This window comes from Allorhizobium ampelinum S4 (assembly GCF_000016285.1).
Classification (GTDB): Bacteria; Pseudomonadota; Alphaproteobacteria; order Rhizobiales; family Rhizobiaceae; genus Allorhizobium; species Allorhizobium ampelinum.
The window spans coordinates 1,414,179-1,433,094 of sequence record NC_011989.1; the positions used below are offsets into that span (position 1 = coordinate 1,414,179).

Annotated in this window: 19 protein-coding genes and 3 tRNA genes; 17 read left to right on the plus strand and 5 right to left on the minus strand. The window is 56.5% G+C overall.

Going from position 1 to position 18,916, the window contains the following annotated elements; genetic code table 11:
* Positions 1–223: 223 nt before the first annotated feature.
* From clpX to AVI_RS06635, 5 genes are all read left to right on the plus strand, one after another.
* The gene (gene clpX, locus AVI_RS06620) at positions 224–1,501 is read left to right on the plus strand and encodes an ATP-dependent Clp protease ATP-binding subunit ClpX (RefSeq protein WP_015915639.1); all 1,278 of its coding nucleotides are present in this window, start codon (positions 224–226) and stop codon (positions 1,499–1,501) included.
* Positions 1,502–2,088: 587 nt separating this feature from the next.
* The gene (gene lon / locus AVI_RS06625; RefSeq protein WP_041696436.1) at positions 2,089–4,509 is read left to right on the plus strand and encodes an endopeptidase La; all 2,421 of its coding nucleotides are present in this window, start codon (positions 2,089–2,091) and stop codon (positions 4,507–4,509) included.
* Between the two features lie 303 nt (positions 4,510–4,812).
* Complete coding sequence (gene hupB, locus AVI_RS06630) at positions 4,813–5,112, plus strand: DNA-binding protein HupB (protein WP_470207171.1); 300 nt, start codon at positions 4,813–4,815, stop codon at positions 5,110–5,112.
* A 193-nt stretch (positions 5,113–5,305) separates the two neighbouring features.
* The gene (locus tag AVI_RS29520; RefSeq protein WP_080516965.1) at positions 5,306–5,491 is read left to right on the plus strand and encodes a DUF2256 domain-containing protein; all 186 of its coding nucleotides are present in this window, start codon (positions 5,306–5,308) and stop codon (positions 5,489–5,491) included.
* Positions 5,488–6,825: an MFS transporter gene (locus tag AVI_RS06635; RefSeq protein ID WP_015915642.1), complete on the plus strand. Its 1,338-nt coding sequence runs from the start codon at positions 5,488–5,490 to the stop codon at positions 6,823–6,825. The genes AVI_RS29520 and AVI_RS06635 overlap by 4 nt, the downstream gene beginning before the upstream one ends.
* On the opposite strand, the gene AVI_RS06640 is transcribed toward AVI_RS06635, so the two are convergent.
* Positions 6,826–7,344: a MarR family winged helix-turn-helix transcriptional regulator gene (locus tag AVI_RS06640; RefSeq protein ID WP_015915643.1), complete on the minus strand. Its 519-nt coding sequence runs from the start codon at positions 7,342–7,344 to the stop codon at positions 6,826–6,828.
* Between the two features lie 219 nt (positions 7,345–7,563).
* On the opposite strand from AVI_RS06640, the gene AVI_RS06645 reads away from it, so the two are divergent.
* From AVI_RS06645 to AVI_RS31035, 3 genes are all read left to right on the plus strand, one after another.
* On the plus strand, positions 7,564–9,162 hold the full coding sequence (locus AVI_RS06645; RefSeq protein ID WP_015915644.1) for an AMP-binding protein: 1,599 nt from the start codon (positions 7,564–7,566) through the stop codon (positions 9,160–9,162).
* An 11-nt stretch (positions 9,163–9,173) separates the two neighbouring features.
* On the plus strand, positions 9,174–10,007 hold the full coding sequence (locus AVI_RS06650) for a p-hydroxycinnamoyl CoA hydratase/lyase (protein ID WP_015915645.1): 834 nt from the start codon (positions 9,174–9,176) through the stop codon (positions 10,005–10,007).
* 412 nt (positions 10,008–10,419) lie between these two features.
* Positions 10,420–10,581: a hypothetical protein gene (locus AVI_RS31035; protein WP_156597728.1), complete on the plus strand. Its 162-nt coding sequence runs from the start codon at positions 10,420–10,422 to the stop codon at positions 10,579–10,581.
* 17 nt (positions 10,582–10,598) lie between these two features.
* On the opposite strand, the gene AVI_RS06655 is transcribed toward AVI_RS31035, so the two are convergent.
* The 4 genes from AVI_RS06655 to AVI_RS06670 all read right to left on the minus strand — a co-directional run bounded on the left by AVI_RS06655 (position 10,599) and on the right by AVI_RS06670 (position 12,801).
* On the minus strand, positions 10,599–11,471 hold the full coding sequence (locus AVI_RS06655; protein WP_139192373.1) for an AbiU2 domain-containing protein: 873 nt from the start codon (positions 11,469–11,471) through the stop codon (positions 10,599–10,601).
* Positions 11,438–12,130, minus strand: a complete 693-nt coding sequence (locus AVI_RS06660) for a hypothetical protein (RefSeq protein WP_015915647.1) — start codon at positions 12,128–12,130, stop codon at positions 11,438–11,440. Before AVI_RS06660 ends, AVI_RS06655 begins: the two co-directional genes overlap by 34 nt.
* Before the next feature lie 256 nt (positions 12,131–12,386).
* Entirely contained in the window at positions 12,387–12,647 is a 261-nt protein-coding gene (locus tag AVI_RS29525) for a hypothetical protein (RefSeq protein WP_234617906.1), read from the minus strand.
* Positions 12,648–12,725: 78 nt separating this feature from the next.
* Positions 12,726–12,801, minus strand: a tRNA-Val gene (locus AVI_RS06670).
* A 504-nt stretch (positions 12,802–13,305) separates the two neighbouring features.
* On the opposite strand from AVI_RS06670, the gene AVI_RS06675 reads away from it, so the two are divergent.
* The 9 genes from AVI_RS06675 to nuoF all read left to right on the plus strand — a co-directional run bounded on the left by AVI_RS06675 (position 13,306) and on the right by nuoF (position 18,886).
* A tRNA-Asp gene (locus AVI_RS06675) sits at positions 13,306–13,382 on the plus strand.
* Between the two features lie 62 nt (positions 13,383–13,444).
* A tRNA-Asp gene (locus tag AVI_RS06680) sits at positions 13,445–13,521 on the plus strand.
* 225 nt (positions 13,522–13,746) lie between these two features.
* Positions 13,747–14,112 carry an NADH-quinone oxidoreductase subunit A gene (locus AVI_RS06685; protein ID WP_041697832.1) on the plus strand — a complete coding sequence of 122 codons (366 nt, stop codon included), beginning with the start codon at positions 13,747–13,749 and terminating at the stop codon, positions 14,110–14,112.
* Positions 14,103–14,690 carry a NuoB/complex I 20 kDa subunit family protein gene (locus tag AVI_RS06690; protein WP_015915649.1) on the plus strand — a complete coding sequence of 196 codons (588 nt, stop codon included), beginning with the start codon at positions 14,103–14,105 and terminating at the stop codon, positions 14,688–14,690. Before AVI_RS06685 ends, AVI_RS06690 begins: the two co-directional genes overlap by 10 nt.
* 17 nt (positions 14,691–14,707) lie before the next feature.
* Complete coding sequence (locus AVI_RS06695) at positions 14,708–15,310, plus strand: NADH-quinone oxidoreductase subunit C (protein WP_015915650.1); 603 nt, start codon at positions 14,708–14,710, stop codon at positions 15,308–15,310.
* Between the two features lie 19 nt (positions 15,311–15,329).
* A complete protein-coding gene (locus AVI_RS06700) occupies positions 15,330–16,520 on the plus strand; it encodes an NADH-quinone oxidoreductase subunit D (RefSeq protein WP_015915651.1) in 1,191 nt (396 codons plus the stop codon).
* Positions 16,520–16,759 carry a hypothetical protein gene (locus AVI_RS06705; protein WP_041696442.1) on the plus strand — a complete coding sequence of 80 codons (240 nt, stop codon included), beginning with the start codon at positions 16,520–16,522 and terminating at the stop codon, positions 16,757–16,759. The genes AVI_RS06700 and AVI_RS06705 overlap by 1 nt, the downstream gene beginning before the upstream one ends.
* Before the next feature lie 18 nt (positions 16,760–16,777).
* Entirely contained in the window at positions 16,778–17,578 is an 801-nt protein-coding gene (gene nuoE, locus AVI_RS06710) for an NADH-quinone oxidoreductase subunit NuoE (protein WP_015915652.1), read from the plus strand.
* Between the two features lie 3 nt (positions 17,579–17,581).
* The gene (gene nuoF / locus AVI_RS06715; RefSeq protein WP_015915653.1) at positions 17,582–18,886 is read left to right on the plus strand and encodes an NADH-quinone oxidoreductase subunit NuoF; all 1,305 of its coding nucleotides are present in this window, start codon (positions 17,582–17,584) and stop codon (positions 18,884–18,886) included.
* Positions 18,887–18,916: the final 30 nt, after the last annotated feature.

Sequence of the window (18,916 nt, forward strand, 5' to 3'; positions counted from 1 at the left end):
CGCCGAAAGCGCTAATAGTTATTAAGGCTATGTTGAGCTTTTATGACATAGCCTGAATATTCTCAGAGGTTCTCGTTGCCGTCAGCTCATGAATGTGACTTTTGAGAGCTGAATAGTACCTCTGAACCGAATTTCGCCCGGATGGCCGGGCGTGCGGTATCGGGCGACATGACTAGACCGCGAGCCGGTAAATGGCGGTGCGGCGTGCTGGAAGGAAAAAGTTATGAGCAAGGTCAGCGGAAGCAACGGCGGTGACTCGAAGAATACCCTGTATTGTTCGTTCTGCGGCAAGAGCCAGCACGAGGTCCGGAAACTGATTGCCGGCCCGACGGTTTTCATCTGCGATGAATGCGTCGAACTCTGCATGGATATCATCCGCGAGGAAAACAAGAGTTCGATGGTCAAGTCGCGCGATGGCGTGCCGACACCGCAGGACATCATCAAGATCCTCGACGAATATGTGATCGGCCAGAGACAGGCCAAGAAGATCCTGTCCGTTGCTGTCCACAATCATTACAAGCGCCTCTCGCATGCCTCCAAGGGTGGCGATGTGGAGTTGGCGAAGTCAAACATCCTGCTGGTCGGGCCAACCGGTTGCGGCAAGACCTATCTTGCCCAGACTCTGGCGCGCATCATCGATGTGCCCTTCACCATGGCGGATGCGACAACGCTGACAGAAGCCGGCTATGTCGGTGAAGACGTTGAAAACATCATCCTGAAGCTGCTGCAATCGGCCGATTACAATGTCGAGCGCGCCCAGCGCGGCATCGTCTATATCGACGAAGTCGACAAGATCAGCCGCAAGTCCGACAACCCGTCGATTACCCGCGACGTGTCTGGCGAAGGCGTACAGCAGGCGCTGCTGAAGATCATGGAAGGCACTGTGGCTTCGGTTCCTCCCCAGGGCGGTCGCAAGCATCCGCAGCAGGAATTCCTGCAGGTGGATACGACCAATATCCTGTTCATCTGCGGTGGTGCTTTTGCCGGTCTGGACAAGATCATCTCGGCTCGTGGCGAAAAGACCTCGATCGGCTTCGGTGCGACGGTTGTGTCGCCGGAAGATCGTCGCGTCGGCGAAGTGCTGCGCGAACTGGAACCGGAAGATCTGGTCAAGTTCGGCCTGATCCCGGAATTCATCGGTCGTCTGCCGGTTCTGGCGACGCTGGAAGACCTGGACGAGGACGCGCTGATCCAGATCCTGTCCGAGCCAAAGAATGCCCTGGTCAAGCAGTATCAGCGCCTGTTCGAAATGGAGGACGTTGAATTGTCCTTCCACGAGGACGCGCTACGCGAAATCGCCCGCAAGGCGATTACCCGCAAGACCGGCGCTCGCGGCCTGCGCTCGATCATGGAAAAGATCCTGCTCGACACGATGTTCGAACTGCCTGAGCTTGAAGGCGTGCGCGAAGTGGTGATTTCCGATGAAGTGGTGCGCGGTGCCGCCCGTCCGCTCTACATCTATGCGGATCGCCAGGAAGAAAAGGCCAACGCTTCGGCGTGAACCTCCGCAATCTCTGAACAGCTTTGAAGCCCGCCGCGTGCGGGCTTCGGCGTTTCTTCGGGGTGGGGGGCGTTTAGGTGCTTTGATCTACGTTTCTCATCGGTTGTCTTTTCGGGAAAACCGGGTCCCACTTTTCCATGCCAAACTCTAAGTCGTTTGCAGGGCGTTTTTGAATAGTTTATGACTATTACAAGGTGCTTCGCGCGATGTGACAGATTCGGTCGAAGGCAGGTTTGCCCCAGGCGAGTGTTTGATCTCTTCGGATGCTGGAATGCCTGGCGTGCGCATCAGGGTAGGGCGGCTTCGGTCGCCGTGGTCGGGCAGCGCCGGTGCGTTTTGTTGTTGCTTGCTGTCGCGTCAATCAACCGTTTGTATTGTGTTTCAGCATGATGGGCTCGACCCTGATGGGTCTGAGCCGGAATCATGCAACAGGCCTCAAGCTGTTGCGCCACGGTGGTGGCACAGGGCACAAAGGCTTGAATTTTAGCTCTTGGGTCTCCACTTTAACCGGTGAGACAGGACCATGTCCCCCGCGGCTTTTGAGCGCGGATTTGGGTCCCGGCAACGGGACGATGAAAGGAACTGGAATGACTAAAGTGACCTCTGTCACCGGCGAAACCAATACCTATCCGGTATTGCCGCTGCGTGACATCGTGGTGTTCCCGCACATGATCGTGCCGCTCTTCGTAGGGCGCGAGAAGTCTATTCGTGCCCTCGAAGAAGTCATGGGCTCTGACAAGCAGATCATGCTGGCCACCCAGATCAATGCAAGCGATGACGATCCATCGGCAGATGCCATCTATGAGGTTGGCACTGTCGCCAATGTATTGCAGCTTTTGAAATTGCCTGACGGCACCGTCAAGGTGCTGATCGAGGGCAAGGCGCGCGCCCGGATCTCTGGCTATACCGGACGTGAGGACTTCTACGAGGCCCATGCCGATCTGTTGCCCGAACCCGCCGAAGATCCGGTGGAAGTCGAGGCTCTGAGCCGGTCGGTGGTGTCGGAGTTTGAAAATTACGTCAAGCTCAACAAGAAGATCTCGCCGGAAGTGGTGGGGGCTGCCAGTCAGATCGAAGACTATTCGAAGCTGGCCGATACGGTTGCCTCACATCTGTCGATCAAGATCACCGAAAAGCAGGAAATGCTGGAAACGGTGAGCATCAAGACCCGGCTTGAAAAAGCGCTCGGCTTCATGGAGGGCGAAATTTCCGTTCTCCAGGTGGAGAAGCGTATTCGCTCGCGCGTCAAGCGCCAGATGGAAAAGACCCAGCGCGAATATTACCTGAACGAGCAGATGAAGGCGATTCAGAAGGAACTCGGCGACGGCGAGGAAGGCCGCGACGAGATGGCCGAACTGGAAGAGCGCATTGCCAAGACCAAGCTGTCCAAGGAAGCCAAGGACAAGGCTGATGCGGAGCTGAAAAAGCTCAAGCATATGAGCCCGATGTCGGCGGAAGCCACAGTCGTGCGTAACTACCTCGACTGGCTGCTCGGCCTGCCCTGGAACAAGAAGTCCAAGGTGCGGATCGACCTCAACGCGGCTGAAAAAATCCTCGACGAGGATCATTTCGGTCTCGATAAGGTCAAGGAACGGATCGTCGAATATCTGGCTGTGCAGGCCCGTGCCACCAAGCTCAAGGGGCCAATCCTGTGCCTCGTCGGTCCTCCGGGCGTCGGCAAGACCTCGCTCGCCCGCTCGATTGCCAAGGCCACAGGACGTGAATATGTCCGCATGGCGCTGGGCGGCGTGCGTGATGAGGCCGAGATCCGCGGTCACCGCCGGACCTACATTGGCTCCATGCCCGGCAAGGTCGTGCAGTCGATGAAGAAGGCCAAACGGTCCAACCCGCTATTCCTGCTCGACGAAATCGACAAGATGGGCCAGGATTTCCGTGGCGATCCGTCATCGGCTCTGCTTGAGGTGCTGGATCCGGAACAGAACGCGACCTTCATGGACCATTACCTGGAGGTCGAATACGATCTGTCCAACGTGATGTTCATCACGACAGCCAATACGCTGAATATTCCCGGCCCGCTGATGGACCGCATGGAAATCATCCGTATTGCCGGTTACACCGAGGACGAAAAGCTCCAGATTGCCAAGCGGCATCTTCTGCCAAAGGCGATCAAGGAACATGCGCTGCGCCCGGAAGAGTTCTCGCTGGCGGATGATGCGATTGTCTCGATCATCCAGCAATATACCCGCGAGGCAGGTGTGCGCAGTCTCGAGCGTGAATTGATGAAGGTCGCCCGCAAGGCTGTGACCGAGATCATCAAGGGCAAGTCGACCTCTGTGGCCGTCACGGCGGCCAGCATCAACGATTATCTCGGTGTGCCGCGCTATCGTCATGGTGAGGCCGAAGGCGAGGATCAGGTTGGGATCGTCACCGGTCTTGCCTGGACGGAAGTGGGCGGCGAATTGCTGACCATTGAAGGTGTGATGATGCCGGGTAAGGGCCGCATGACGGTGACCGGCAATCTGAAGGAAGTGATGAAGGAATCGATTTCGGCGGCGGCATCCTATGTCCGCTCGCGCGCCGTCGATTTCGGAATTGAGCCTCCGCGCTTCGACAAGTCGGACATTCACGTCCACGTGCCGGAAGGTGCGACGCCTAAGGACGGTCCGTCGGCTGGCGTGGCAATGGCAACCGCCATTGTTTCGATCATGACGGGCATTCCGGTCAACAAGGACGTAGCGATGACAGGTGAGATCACCCTGCGCGGTCGCGTCTTGCCGATTGGTGGCTTGAAGGAAAAGCTGCTGGCCGCTCTTCGCGGTGGCATCAAGAAGGTTCTGATCCCGGAAGAAAACGCCAAGGATCTGGCGGATATTCCAGACAATGTGAAGAACAATCTTGAGATCGTCCCGGTCGCCCGGATGGGTGAGGTGATTGCTCATGCGCTGGTGCGCATACCTGAGCCGATCGAGTGGGATGGCACGGTGGAAACGCCTGCCGTCGGCACTGTTGAAGGTGTCGATGATTCAGGCGCAACCGTGGCGCACTGAGCCGTCTTTGCCACGATCCTGCCCAATTGGCGGGAAAACTTCGAAAAGGCTGGCCTTCGGGCCAGCCTTTTTTGTGCAAACATCACCAGAAGCCTTGTTTTTCAGGCGATTGCGGTGCTTTTGGCTTGCGACGGGCATGGGCATGAGTATTGTCCGCCCGACTTGGAATTTTTGAGTCATGCCGGAGGCCATCGAAAATGGCGGTCGGTATTGCTTTGTGATCCTCTCGGGCGCTTGGCGCTTTGCGGTGGTCGCGGTTCCTCGATGCGGGGATGCGTTAGCATCTTCGCCGCTTTGATATTCATGTCATACAGAAAGGGTGGAAACATGAACAAGTCCGAACTCGTAAACGCAGTTGCCGATAAGGCCGGTCTCAGCAAGGCCGACGCAGCTTCCGCCGTGGACGCCGTCTTTGACACCGTCCAGGCGGAATTGAAGAATGGTGGCGACATTCGCCTCGCCGGTTTTGGCGCCTTCACGGTTTCCCATCGCGAAGCCTCGAAGGGCCGCAATCCTTCGACTGGCGCGGAAGTTGATATTCCGGCCCGTAACGTTCCGAAGTTCACGGCCGGCAAGGGCCTGAAGGACGCTGTTAACAGCTGATCCTGCCAACGGCAAACATACCAGTTCTACCGAAAACCCGGCTCTCAAGCCGGGTTTTTTGTCTTTTTGCAGGAAGGAGGCATCTCGTTGCCGTTTCACTGATCCAAGATGATCGCTGCTTCGAAATAGCATTGAGTTCAATACAAAATGGCTGCCGCAAACGAGCTGCCAATGGTCCATCAGAGAGGCGCCCGTGGTCACGAAGAAAGCCGATCTCCCGACCAAGCTCTGCGTGGCCTGTCACAGGCCTTTCGCGTGGCGTAAAAAGTGGGCGCGCTGCTGGGAGGAAGTTCGGTTCTGTTCTGAGCGCTGCCGTAACCGCAGGGCATCGTTCCGAAAATTGGAGATGGCCCGTTCGAGAGTATCGCACACTTCATGAAGCCGCTGTCGAACCTGACTTTGCTATTTTACGCGCTTCCGGCCCTGCCTTTGGCGGCCATTGCTTTGCCGCTCTATATCATCGTTCCGTCCGTTTATGCCGGGCGGTTCGGTATTGCTCTGTCGGCCATTGGGGCCGCTTTGCTGGCCATTCGCTGTCTGGATGCGATAACCGATCCGCTGATAGGTTGGCTCGCGGACCGGATTCCCGGTCGGTATGGTCGTCGCCGTCTGTTCTTTCTATTGTCTTTGCCGCTGACGGCGGTCTCCGCTTTCATGCTGTTCAACCCACCGGAAGGGGCAGGGCTTGCGCATCTGGTGGTTTGGGGCTGTCTTCTGTCGATCGGCAGTACCTGGACAAGCCTGCCTTATACCGCCTGGGGTGCCGAACTCGAGACCTCCTACGATGGCCGGGTCAGGCTTTCGGCTTGGCGTGAGGGTACGACGCTACTCGGCACGCTGCTCGCCATCTCGCTGCCTTTCCTGGGGCAGGCATCCACGGCAGGCGCCCAGCCGGACCTGAATGCGATTGCTGTTATGGTGGCGGTGCTCTTGCCAATCTTTGGTGCCATTGCGGTATGGCGCGTGGCGGAACCGGTGGATTTTTCGAAAACCCGGCTTTCTCTGAAGGCAGGAGCGGGCTTTCTGCTGGCCAATAGCGCCTTTCTGCGGCTGGCGATGGCCTTCTTGATGAATTCTCTGGCCAATGCCATCCCCGCTTCGCTGTTTCTTTATTTCGTCGCGGCGCGGTTGGAGGCGCGTGAGCTTCAAGGGCCTTTGCTGTTTGCTTATTTCTTATCGGCGGTCGCCGGCGTGCCACTTGCGGTTTTCGTGGCGCGGCGGCTGGGCAAGCACAGGGCCTGGTGCTGGGCCATGCTGCTCAGCTGCGCGATCTTTGCCTTGGCCGGCCTGCTGGGGCCGGGAGACGCCTGGCTGTTCCTCGGCATCTGCGTGGTGACGGGCGTCTTGCTCGGCTTTGATCTGGCGCTACCGCCAGCCATTCAGGCCGATGTGATCGATCAGGACACACTGGCGTCGGGAGAACAGCGATCCGGGCTTTATTTCGCCGCCTGGAGTTTCGTCACCAAGCTGGCATTGGCGCTCTCTTCCGGCATTGTCTTTCCGCTACTGGCTTTGGCAGGCTTCCAGCCGGAAGGCGGCGCCCAAAGCGGGCAGGCGCTTTCGGTCTTGTCGGCGCTTTATGCTTTCTTGCCGATCCTGTTCAAGCTTTTCGCCATCGCTCTTATGTGGCGGTTTTCCATCGACAGCACGCACCAGCACGCCACTCGACAGAAAATCGAGCAGCGCCAGAGGGAAATATCAAACCCATCATGATCAGGTCTGTGGCGTCATGGATGGCTTGGGCAGGGCGCGACCATCCTGATAGATGCGCCGCAGAAAAGACAGCAGCTGGGCAAGCTCGTCTTTCGAAAATCGCTCGGTAAAACGGGCTTCATGGCCATGGCGAAGCTCTTTCGCCGCTGCCAGAACGCGCTGGCCTTCCTCGGTTACGAAGAGTTCCTGGCGCCGGCGATCCACCTGGGAGGGCCGGCGCTCGATGGCGCCCCGGCCTTCAAGCTTGTTGATCAGCGCCATCATGGTCGCCTTGTCCATGCGCAGGCTTTGGGCAAAATCGATCTGGCTGGCTCCAGCATTGTTGTCGATCAATTCCAGCACGGCAAATTGCTTCGGGGTTAAAGCCAGCCCCGACATGGTCGCCTGAAAATCCTGGAACACCGCCACATTGGCCAACCGCAAATGAAAGCCAAGAACTTTTTCCAGGTCGCCGAAGGCCACAGTTCCGGAAAATTCCGGGGTTTCGAAATCGTCAGTCGGCTGTTCCGGTCCGTCCATGCGCTCAATCCATGTTCGATAATGCCTTCAGGTTGAGGATGTGTAGCATCTCCAGCCTGATAAGATACGGCTCTATCCGGTGATAAACCCATAAGCCCAAAAGGCAAAGCGCCATATTTGACCTGTGCATCCCGCAGATTTCACTTGTGCCTCGAGAAAGATAATATAATATGTAATACATACTAAATGGCCGTCGGGAGAACTGGCCAGGGAGGATATATGTCGTACTATGGTGGCGCAGGTTTGCGCGAAACTTCGGCGTTTGCTGGCATGGTCGCGGAGGATCCGGTCCGGTTCCGCGCCAATAGCGGTCCAGATCGGCCAGCCGTCATGGAACTGGCAACCGGGCAATCATTGACATTTTCTGAATTCGATACGCTGATCGGGCGATGCGCCGCCGCTCTTGACGATGTGATCGCAAGGGCAGGGACGGGGCAGGACAGCCCAGCCCGTATTGCCTATCTCGGGCGCAATTCCATTGCCCAATTCGCGGTTTGTTTTGCCTGCCAGCGGATCGGTGCGATCTTCGTGCCATTGAACTGGCGCTTGAGCGCCCGAGAAATTTCGCTGATTCTTGCCGACTGCGAACCGACGCTATTGCTGTACGATGCGGAATTTGCCGAAGCCGGTAGTAGCTTCGAGGTCGAAAGCCTTGATGTGACCGGTAAGGGAGGCTTTCTGGATAAGGCCTCGGTTTTGGAGCCAATCGCACCTCGCTATTCATCTGCCGACCGTACATGCGTGATTCTCTACACATCCGGGACGACAGGCGTGCCAAAGGGCGTGCTGCTTAACGCCCGCAATCTGTTTTTCTCCGCCTTGAATTTTGCTTTCGTCGGTGAGGTGACGCCGGATTCGGTCGTGCTTTGCGACTTGCCGTTTTTCCATACGATCGGGTTGGTGGCCCTGGCGCGCACCGCAATGGTGATGGGCGCCCGACTGGTCATTTCTGACCGCTTCATTGCTGAACGCACGATTGCCACCATGGCGGACACCCAAATCGGCGTCAGCCATTATTGTGGTGTGCCGCAAATGGCCAGTACGTTGCGGAACTCGCCGAATTGGAACCCGGCTGCTTTGCAGGGTTTGAAGGCGATCTTTCTGGGTGGCGCGCCTTTGCCACCGGTGCTGATTGAGCGTTTTCTCGATGACGGCATTGCGCTGGTCAATGGCTATGGGATGAGCGAAACCGGCACGGCCTATCATATGCCGCTCGACCGCCAACTCATCGCCCGTCATCCGGGTAGTATCGGTTTTGCGGCCCCCTTGCTTGAAACGCGGGTTGTTGATTTCGATGGTGCCGATGTCACCGATGGCGGGATCGGTGAAATCTGGCTACGAGGACCAAGCGTCACAGAGGGCTATTGGAACCGTCCGGACCTTACCGAGGCTGCCTTCACCGATGGTTGGTTTCGCAGCGGCGATATGGCGCGGGTCCAGGACGGTGTCGTCTATCTCGCTGATCGCCTGAAGGACATGTATATCAGCGGCGGTGAAAACGTCTATCCGGCTGAGGTTGAAGCGGCTATTGCCGCCCATCCCGGCGTTGCCGATGTCGCAGTCATGGGCCTTGCCCATGCCGAATGGGGCGAGGTCGGCCTGGCACTGGTCGTCGCTGGCAACGACGGCCTACGTGATCACGATATCCTACGCCATTGCGCTGATCGGCTTGCCAGCTTCAAACGGCCCAAACACGTGGTGTTTGTGGATGCCATTCCCCGTTCGGCTTCTGGCAAGGTGCAGAAGCACATTTTGCGCCAATCCTATACTCACCTTTCATCCAGTTCGACACCGGCGTCCGGACAGCCCGGCGCATAAGGAGACATACCATGACAGTTGCAGAAAAATCCGACGCAGACACCGTGTTGGTCGACATCGAAGACCGAATCGCCTTCGTGACCTTCAATCGGCCTGAAAAACGCAATGCGATGAACCCGGCGCTGAATATCCGCATGGCGGAAGTCCTTGAGGAACTGGAAGCCGACGACCGTTGCGGTGTGCTTGTCCTGCGTGGTGCAGGAACCTCATGGTCTGCCGGCATGGATCTTCAGCAATATTTCCGTGACAATGACGACAAGCCCCGCCATGCGACATTGAAAAGCCGCCGCCAATCGGGCGGGTGGTGGCAGCGCCTGACCTATTTCGAAAAGCCGACCATCGCTATGGTCAATGGCTGGTGCTTCGGCGGAGCCTTCAATCCGCTGGTGGCCTGCGATCTGGCGATTGCCGCTAATGAGGCTACTTTTGGACTATCGGAAATCAACTGGGGCATTCTGCCGGGTGGCAATGTGACCCGGGCTGTTGCCGAGGTGATGAATCACCGTGATTCGCTGTATTACATCATGACTGGTGAGCCCTTTGGTGGCGAAAAGGCCCGGGATATGGGCCTGGTCAACGAATCGGTGCCGCTGGAAGAGCTGGAAACCCGCGTTCGCAAACTCTGCGCCAGCCTGCTCGAGAAAAATCCTGTGACAATGAAAGCCGCCAAGGACACGTTCAAGCGCGTCCGCAACATGCCCTGGGAGCTGGCCGACGACTATATCTATGCCAAGCTGGAGCAAATGCTGCTGCTGGACAAGACCCGGGGCCGTGACGAGGGCCTGAAACAGTTCCTGGATGACAAGACCTATCGCCCCGGCCTTGGCGCTTACAAACGGAAATAAGCTTCCGAAAGCATCGATAATTCATAGGAATGAAAGACCCGCGGAATCACCTGCGGGTCTTTTTTTGCCGAGCTCGGCGAAACTCGTCCAAAAAACGAGACACAAAGCTGCGTTGGCTGGCCACCTAAATCACACAAATATCGAATGTACAGGGAAAAATGGTGGGCGATGAGAGACTCGAAAACTCGGATATCTCGAAATTTACGCCGTCAAGTAATTGAATAAAAAAATAAAATTAAATTAGTATAATATAAATTGTGACCATGTGACGATCGAAAATTTGTGACCAGGGTCCGTCGCAGAAGTTCGTGTCACTACCAGATTTGTTAAAATTCTTCCTAATTTAAAAACGAAGCGCTGATCCACATCAGTTAATGAGCGGGCATTCTTTGCCAGGAAATAGGAGGTCTTTATGAAGACGTGGCAAGTGTTTCTCGGTCTACTGGTTTTTGCTCTCGCGATTCTCTGGTATGTTGGTGCTCCGTGGTGGGGATTTGCCGCAATTGGTGCTGTTATTGTTGTTCTTTTTGTCGTGATGTTTTGGCAGAAGCGTGCGGCGATGAAACAAATGTGAGGACAATGCCACTTCGATTAGCTCAAAGGGGCGCTCTGGTCGTAAAGTTGATCTGTTATCTCGGCCTCCCGTTGGGTGCCAAGCAATGCCCTTTCCCAAAATTCGTTTGCTTCGTCCTCAAATTCTTCCTCCAATCGCTGCAAGTCCGGGCTGTAGCCAGCAATAGCGACGTTGGCAACCTCCACAATCTTGCAGGCATCATCGACCAACCGGAACAGGTGGTTATAGATCACCTTCCACTCTGCAGGCTTGATGGAGGAATGAGCTATGGCGGTGTCTCTCATCTTCTTGAGTTCGCCGAGACCTGACCGCCCAAACCTTCCACGATACAGATTCCCATAGCCTTCGACTGCTAGCCCTATCGCTTTCTCACAGTCGGCAGCATACAGCCGTTTGCTACATTCATCGTGCGTCGGATGCCAACTGCGGGCTCTCTCTATCAGGGCGTCCCGGCATCGTTTCTGCCGCAGCAGTCGGATCATGAGCGGTATCGAGGCTTCATCTCGCGCGTTTGGGTGCCTGCCTACGTATTCAAGCTTCCCGGACTTTCGATTGCAATAGCGCACAGGGCGGGCATCAAATAGGCGAGCAAGGTGTAGGGCTAGGTCAAAGCCGAGGCTCGCTTTGATAACGTTATAGGCTCGCGCGCCGGGAAACTCCCGGTCCTGCATCTCGCCGACGATCTTGTTTCCGGCCTCTAACGTGGCCTCTATGCGCAACGCCTGTTCTATGTTCGCCCGGATCAACGGCATCATCTTAATCAGTCGATCAAGGGCCTCACTGGTTTTAAGTACAACAGGCTTCTTTCGCCGCATTGGCTTTCTAGGCTTCTGTGTCTGTCCTTTGGTCAAGGCAGTTACTTCATCTGTTCGAGAAGCACCGTCGCGCATTGAGCGAAGCCCTCTACTGCTTCGTCGTTGCGTGTCCTTTTGCCCGTTTCATCGGTTTGCGCCACGTCAAGCTCAAGGGGCAACTGAATATCGCTCGGGCCGCCCTTTTTGTTGAAGGCGACCGTGATCTTCTTTGACTCTAGGGCGGCGAGAACAATCTCAGCGGTTGGAGATGATTGGAACACGCTAAACAGACTGCCTGGAGTGTCGGACTCGTCGGCGCTGACAAGGCTATCTACGTTCGTCTCAAACTTCGAACCGATGAGGTAGGCCCGCGATGGCGGGGATGGATTAAAACTAAGGCTGGGCGGGGTGATCTCGTTGACGACTACTTTGAGCACCGCTCCAAGCTTGTCCCCAATACCCATGATGCCAATGCTGCCGTCCACCTTGATAAACTGCCCTTGGCGATAGGTGTAGTCGCGGATCCTTGCCTCGAACACGAGGTTGCAGCCTGCTAGCTTGCCGCCCGTCATGTAGGGCTGTGCGAAGACGCGCTGTGTTCCGGCTATCTTCGACATCATGACTTCCAGAAGCTCTTTCTCATTAACCTGAGCCGAGGCCGGGACGATGCTAAGTAAGGACAAAATCCACGCGCCAGCCAGCCGGACGAACTGTCGAGCCGTGAAGCGCGCTAGGGCGCGATAATCGAATTGCATTGATAGTTTCCCCTGCCTACGCGCGATTGTGCATGCGTCTGTAGGTATAGACAAGAAAAAACCCGCCGAGAGTGTCGGGGCCGCGCCTAGAGCGCACTCATATTCCACCTTGCAAACTTGGCCCGCACCTGCGGCTTCGTGCGCCCCGCAAACGTTCTGCTTGATCAAGATTAACGCTCAATCGCGCGTAAGCCGGGTTTTGCCGCATTATTTCAACATCAAAGTCGGTTTGGCTCTGGTAGCCGCGAACAACGATTTACTGAATGGTTAGCGGGTAGGGCGCTTCCTGCGGTTGTTGACCAGTTGCTGCCTCATGCTTCTGGCGAGCGATGCCGATTTGCAGCTGGATGGAAGCGACCGCTGCGGCCTGATTGCGAATGGCTGTCCGCCGATCACCGCCAAGCTGAATTTCGAGTTCTGCTCGATTGTCGAGATATGGTCGAAGTTGGGGAGGGATGACGACTCGGGCCGAATACCTGCCGTTACGTTCTTTCCAGTGCTGAGGCTTGCCAGCCATTAGAAAACCCATTTTGTGACGCGATTTGTGACAAACACCTTAGCGCAATGTCATTCTAATGATTTCAATGGGGAAAAATGGTGGGCGATGAGAGACTCGAACTCCCGACATCCTCGGTGTAAACGAGGCGCTCTACCAACTGAGCTAATCGCCCTTCGCGTCATCGGGTCGTGCCCGCCGCGTCGGTGGCTGTGATCTATTCGGTCGCTGAAAAAACCGCAAGAGGGTTTTTTGCTTTTTTTTGTTTTTTTGCGACGGCAAGATGACGGTTGGGTAAAAAATCCCGCAATTCCGGGCTTAAGGGGTCTTCTGTTGTCAACAGGCTAGGGGCTTCTGCGGTGCCTTAGTGTTTCGCCTCATGTCTGGACTGGCGGCTGAGAAAGAATGTTAAGCCCAGGACGGTCTGCGCGCCGCAGGGCTAAAGCAGGTGATGGAGAAGGACAGTGCGGTTTGATCTGCGGTTTCTTCCTGTCTGCTTCGATCAGTGTGCCGCTGCACAATCGCCGGTGTTTTTTATCCATCAACAGCGAAAAATCATTCTGTCACGTTTTTGTTTTCAATGCTGCTTGACACCCACCAAGGAACCACTTAGTTAGCCGCTCATCGAACGGCACATGACGATCGGTAAGCGGGGAAGCAAGCTTCCCACCAGGAAATTGCGGGTGTAGCTCAGTTGGTTAGAGTGCCGGCCTGTCACGCCGGAGGTCGCGGGTTCGAGCCCCGTCACTCGCGCCATCCTGGTACTAAAAAGTGAATGGCTTTCCATTCAGATGCCCTTGACACGGCATTGTCAATGCGCGGGTGTAGCTCAGTCGGTTAGAGTGCCGGCCTGTCACGCCGGAGGTCGCGGGTTCGAGCCCCGTCACTCGCGCCATTTCTTTATCTTTCCAAGCTGTTATTTTGTGTGAATTGCGAAGTCCTCTATACCGGCCTTCGCTCTTGGTGTTAAAGTCTTTGTGTGCATGTGCGAAATGCGGGAAGCGCACTTGCGCACGGGCGCTGGCTGCGCTAACCAACGGCTCGTTGCAACAGTCTTTTTGGCTTGTCGGTATTCTGCCGTGAACGTCGCCCGGCGTTTTGACAAGCAAGGATGGATACGATGACTGAACTCCTCAGTTCCTACCTTCCGATCGTGGTTTTCGTCGGAATTGCGATGGTTATCGGCATTGCCCTTTTGGTGACGCCGTTTGCCGTGGCATTCAAGGCGCCCGACTCGGAAAAGCTTTCGGCCTATGAATGCGGCTTCAACGCCTTTGACGATGCCCGCATCAAGTTCGATATCCGATTCTACCTCGTGTCGATTCTCTTCATCATCTTCGATCTTGAAGTTGCCTTCCTGTTTCCTTGGGCGGTCTCCTTTGGTGCGATCGGCTGGTTCGGTTTCTGGTCGATGATGGTGTTTCTCGGCGTGCTGACCGTCGGATTTATATATGAATGGAAGAAGGGAGCCCTGGAATGGGAGTGAGCCAAAGCGATCACCAGACCCTGGTTGCACCACAGCCCAAGGGTATTCTGGACCCTGCCACCGGCAAGCCGGTTGGCAATGACAGCACTTTTTTCGGCGAGATCAATGATGAACTGGCTGACAAGGGGTTTCTGGTCACCTCAACCCAGGCTCTGATCACCTGGGCGCGTACCGGGTCATTGATGTGGATGCAGTTTGGTTTGGCCTGCTGCGCCGTCGAAGGCCTGATGCAGGCGTCCGGCCCGCGTTACGACATGGAGCGCTTCGGCGTTGCACCGCGTGCATCTCCGCGCCAGTCGGACGTGATGATTGTTGCGGGAACCCTGACCAACAAGATGGCGCCCGCCTTGCGCAAGGTCTATGACCAGATGCCGGAGCCGCGCTATGTGATCTCCATGGGTTCCTGTGCCAATGGCGGCGGCTACTATCACTATTCCTATTCCGTGGTCCGGGGTTGTGACCGGGTCGTGCCTGTCGACATTTATGTGCCGGGCTGTCCCCCCACGGCAGAGGCGCTGCTCTATGGCGTCCTGCTGCTTCAGAAGAAAATCCGCCGCACCGGCACGATCGAGCGCTAAGGCGAGGGACCGACAAGATGAGTGAAGCCCTGCAAGTGCTGGCATCCCACATCACCGAAAACAGCGGTGGTCTTGCTTTGTCGAGCACCGTTGCCTTTGGTGAACTGACGGTCACCACGACCGTCGAAAATATCTATGCGCTGGTGACTTTCCTGCGTGACGACGCCCGTTGCGGCTTCATCAATATTATCGACATCTGCGGTGTGGATTATCCCGAGCGTGTCGAGCGTTTCGAGGTTGTCTATCACTTCCTGGCGCCGAAGCAGAACCAGCGCATCCGCGTCAAGCTGTCCACCAGCGAAGACAAGCCGGTTCCGTCGATCTGTCCGCTGTTTCCGGGTGCCGACTGGTTTGAGCGCGAGGCCTGGGATCTCTATGGCGTGATGTTTACCGGTCATCCGGATCTGCGTCGTCTGCTGACTGATTACGGTTTTGAAGGCCATCCGCTGCGCAAGGATTTTCCGCTGACAGGCTTTGTTGAAGTCCGCTATGATGACACGGTCAAGCGGGTGGTTTATGAACCGGTTGAGTTGAAGCAGGAATTCCGTAGTTTCGACTTTCTCTCGCCTTGGGAAGGCACGGATTACGTGCTGCCCGGCGATGAAAAAGCCGCGAAGTAAGGGAACGGAAGGCGAGACCATGACTGAACATTCCGTCCGTAACTTCACGATCAATTTCGGCCCCGAACATCCTTCCGCACACGGCGTTTTGCGTCTTGTGCTGGAGCTGGACGGTGAAATCGTCGAGCGTGTCGATCCCCATATCGGCCTCTTGCACCGTGGTACCGAAAAGCTGATTGAAGCCAAGACCTACTTGCAGGCATTGCCCTATTTCGACCGGCTGGACTATGTCGCGCCGATGAACCAGGAACATGCCTATTGCTTGGCGGTGGAAAAGCTCCTCGGCCTGGAAATTCCGATCCGCGGCCAGCTGATCCGGGTTCTCTATTCCGAAATTGGCCGTATCCTGTCGCATATCATGAACGTCACCACGCAGGCGATGGACGTCGGTGCCATGACGCCACCGGTCTGGGGCTTCGAAGAGCGCGAAAAACTGATGGTGTTCTATGAGCGGGCTTCTGGCGCGCGCATGCATGCCGCCTATTTCCGTCCCGGTGGCATTCACCAGGATATTCCGGCCCAGCTGGTCGAGGATATCGGTGCCTGGTGCGATCCTTTCCTGAAAGTTCTCGATGATATCGAGGGACTGTTGACCGAGAACCGGATTTTCAAGCAGCGCAATGTCGATATCGGCGTCGTCAGCCTGGAAGATGCCTGGAAATGGGGCTTCTCAGGTGTGATGGTTCGCGGTTCGGGTGCGGCCTGGGATTTGCGCCGCTCGCAGCCTTACGAATGCTATTCCGATATGGAATTCGATATTCCGGTCGGTAAGAATGGCGACTGCTACGACCGCTATCTGATCCGCATGATGGAAATGCGCGAATCGGTGAAGATCATGAAGCAATGCGTCAATCGCCTGCTCGGCGATGCGCGCATTGGCCCGGTTTCTTCTGTGGATGGCAAGGTTGTACCGCCGAAACGGGGTGAGATGAAGCGGTCGATGGAAGCGCTCATCCATCACTTCAAGCTTTACACTGAAGGTTTCCACGTACCGGCTGGCGAAGTTTATGCGGCCGTCGAGGCGCCGAAGGGTGAATTCGGGGTCTATCTGGTAGCGGACGGCACAAACAAGCCGTATCGCTGCAAGATCCGCGCTCCTGGGTTCGTGCATCTGCAAGCCATGGACTTCATGTCGCGCGGCCATCAGCTTGCTGACGTAACGGCGGTGCTGGGGTCTCTCGACATCGTGTTTGGTGAGGTGGATCGTTGATGCAGCTTATCCTTTCGGATCGGCAGTGTGGTGCTCGTCTTGCAACGTCGGTTGCAGGTTGGCGCTACGCATTGCAATCCGTTGGGACCGACCGGCACTGTCCCGCCAGGCCGTCTGCTCTGCAGGCGGCAATCGGGCTTTCTGCCGCATTGCTCGTCAGCGTCCGCGAGAAGGACAATCTGAACGCAGGCCGGGATGCTGTCATGGCGACGCATCAAGGTCTTCTGTTCAAAAACTGAGATAAGGCGTGAGGAAGTATGTCCGTTCGTCGTTTAGCCGAAGATCAATTCCAGCCCGCATCCTTCGCTTTTAGCGAGGAAAATGCCGTTTGGGCCGAAGCCACCATCCGCAAATATCCGGAGGGTCGTCAGCAATCCGCTGTCATCCCGCTGTTGATGCGGGCGCAGGAGCAGGATGGCTGGGTTACCAAGGCGACGATCGAATTCGTCGCGGACAAGCTCGACATGCCCTATATCCGCGTGCTCGAAGTGGCGACCTTCTATACTCAGTTCCAGTTGAAGCCGGTCGGCACCAAAGCCCATATCCAGGTCTGCGGTACCACGCCCTGTATGCTGCGCGGCTCGGAAGAGCTGATGAAAATCTGTAAGAAAAAGATCCATCCAGAGCCTCTGGAGCGTAATTCAACCGGGACTCTGTCCTGGGAAGAAGTCGAGTGTCAGGGTGCCTGCGTCAACGCGCCGATGGTGATCATTTTCAAGGACGCTTATGAGGATCTGACACCTGAGCGTCTCGAAGAAATCATCGACGCCTTCGAAGCCGGCAAGGGTGTAGAGGTCAAGACAGGCCCGCAGATTGAGCGGGTGTTTTCTGCGCCTGAAGGCGGGCTGACCAGCCTGACGGAAGAGATCACCCCGGTCCGTTGGGGCGAGGGGCAATCAGGGCAGGATGAGGCAGCGGTTCCTCCATCCAACGCGGCCCGCCCGGTCACCGATACGCCGGTTACCGATCCGAAGCTGAAGACGCCTGCTACCGACAAACCGGCAGCGAGCGAGAATGCGAAAGTCTCCGGCGACACTGCCGACAAGGCCAAGGGGTGAGAGATGTTACAGGATAAGGACCGCATTTTCACCAATATCTACGGCCTCAAGGATAAGTCCCTGAAAGGCGCGATGAGCCGCGGCCATTGGGATGGGACCAAGCAGATCCTGGAAAAGGGGCGCGACTGGATCATTAATGAAATGAAGGCCTCCGGTCTTCGCGGTCGTGGCGGTGCAGGCTTTCCAACTGGTCTGAAGTGGTCCTTCATGCCGAAGGAAAGCGACGGTCGCCCGCATTATCTGGTCGTGAATGCCGATGAGTCCGAACCCGGCACCTGCAAAGACCGGGAAATCATGCGCCATGATCCGCATACGCTGCTGGAAGGCTGTGTCATCGCCGGTTTCGCCATGGGCGCCCACGCCGCCTATATTTATGTGCGCGGTGAATACATGCGCGAACGCGAAGCGCTTCAGGCTGCGATCGACGAGTGTTACGAATACGGATTGCTGGGCAAAAACAACAAGCTCGGTTGGGATTATGACATTTACGTTCACCACGGCGCAGGGGCCTATATCTGCGGCGAGGAAACGGCTTTGCTCGAAAGCCTTGAAGGCAAGAAGGGCCAGCCACGCCTGAAGCCGCCATTCCCGGCCAATATGGGTCTCTATGGCTGCCCGACGACGGTCAACAATGTCGAATCGATCGCGGTTGCGCCGACCATCCTGCGTCGTGGCGCTGGCTGGTTCTCGTCCTTTGGCCGCCCGAACAATGTTGGCACCAAGCTGTTCATGATCTCCGGTCATGTCAACAAGCCCTGCACGGTTGAAGAGACCATGGGGATCACGTTCCGCGAACTGATCGAGCGGCATGCCGGCGGCATTCGCGGCGGTTGGGACAATCTTCTGGCTGTCATTCCCGGCGGTGCGTCCTGTCCGGTGGTCAAGGCGGAAGATATTATTGACGTCCCCATGGATTTCGATGGGCTGCGTGATGTGAAATCCTCGTTCGGTACCGCAGCGATTATCGTCATGGATAAGTCCACCGATATCATCAAGGCGATTGCCCGGCTGTCGCAGTTCTTCAAGCATGAGAGCTGCGGCCAATGCACGCCGTGCCGTGAAGGGACCGGCTGGATGTGGCGGGTGATGGAACGCATGGTGAAGGGCAATGCCCAGAAGCGCGAAATCGACATGCTGTTCCAGGTCACCAAGCAGATCGAAGGTCATACGATCTGCGCGCTTGGCGATGCGGCTGCTTGGCCGATCCAGGGTCTGATCCGTAATTTCCGGCCTGAGATCGAGGCCAGGATTGATGACTATACCCGCAAGGCCATGGACCATGGCGCGGTCATGGAAGCGGCTGAGTAACGAAGGCTCCGGTTACAGTGGTGCCGAGTA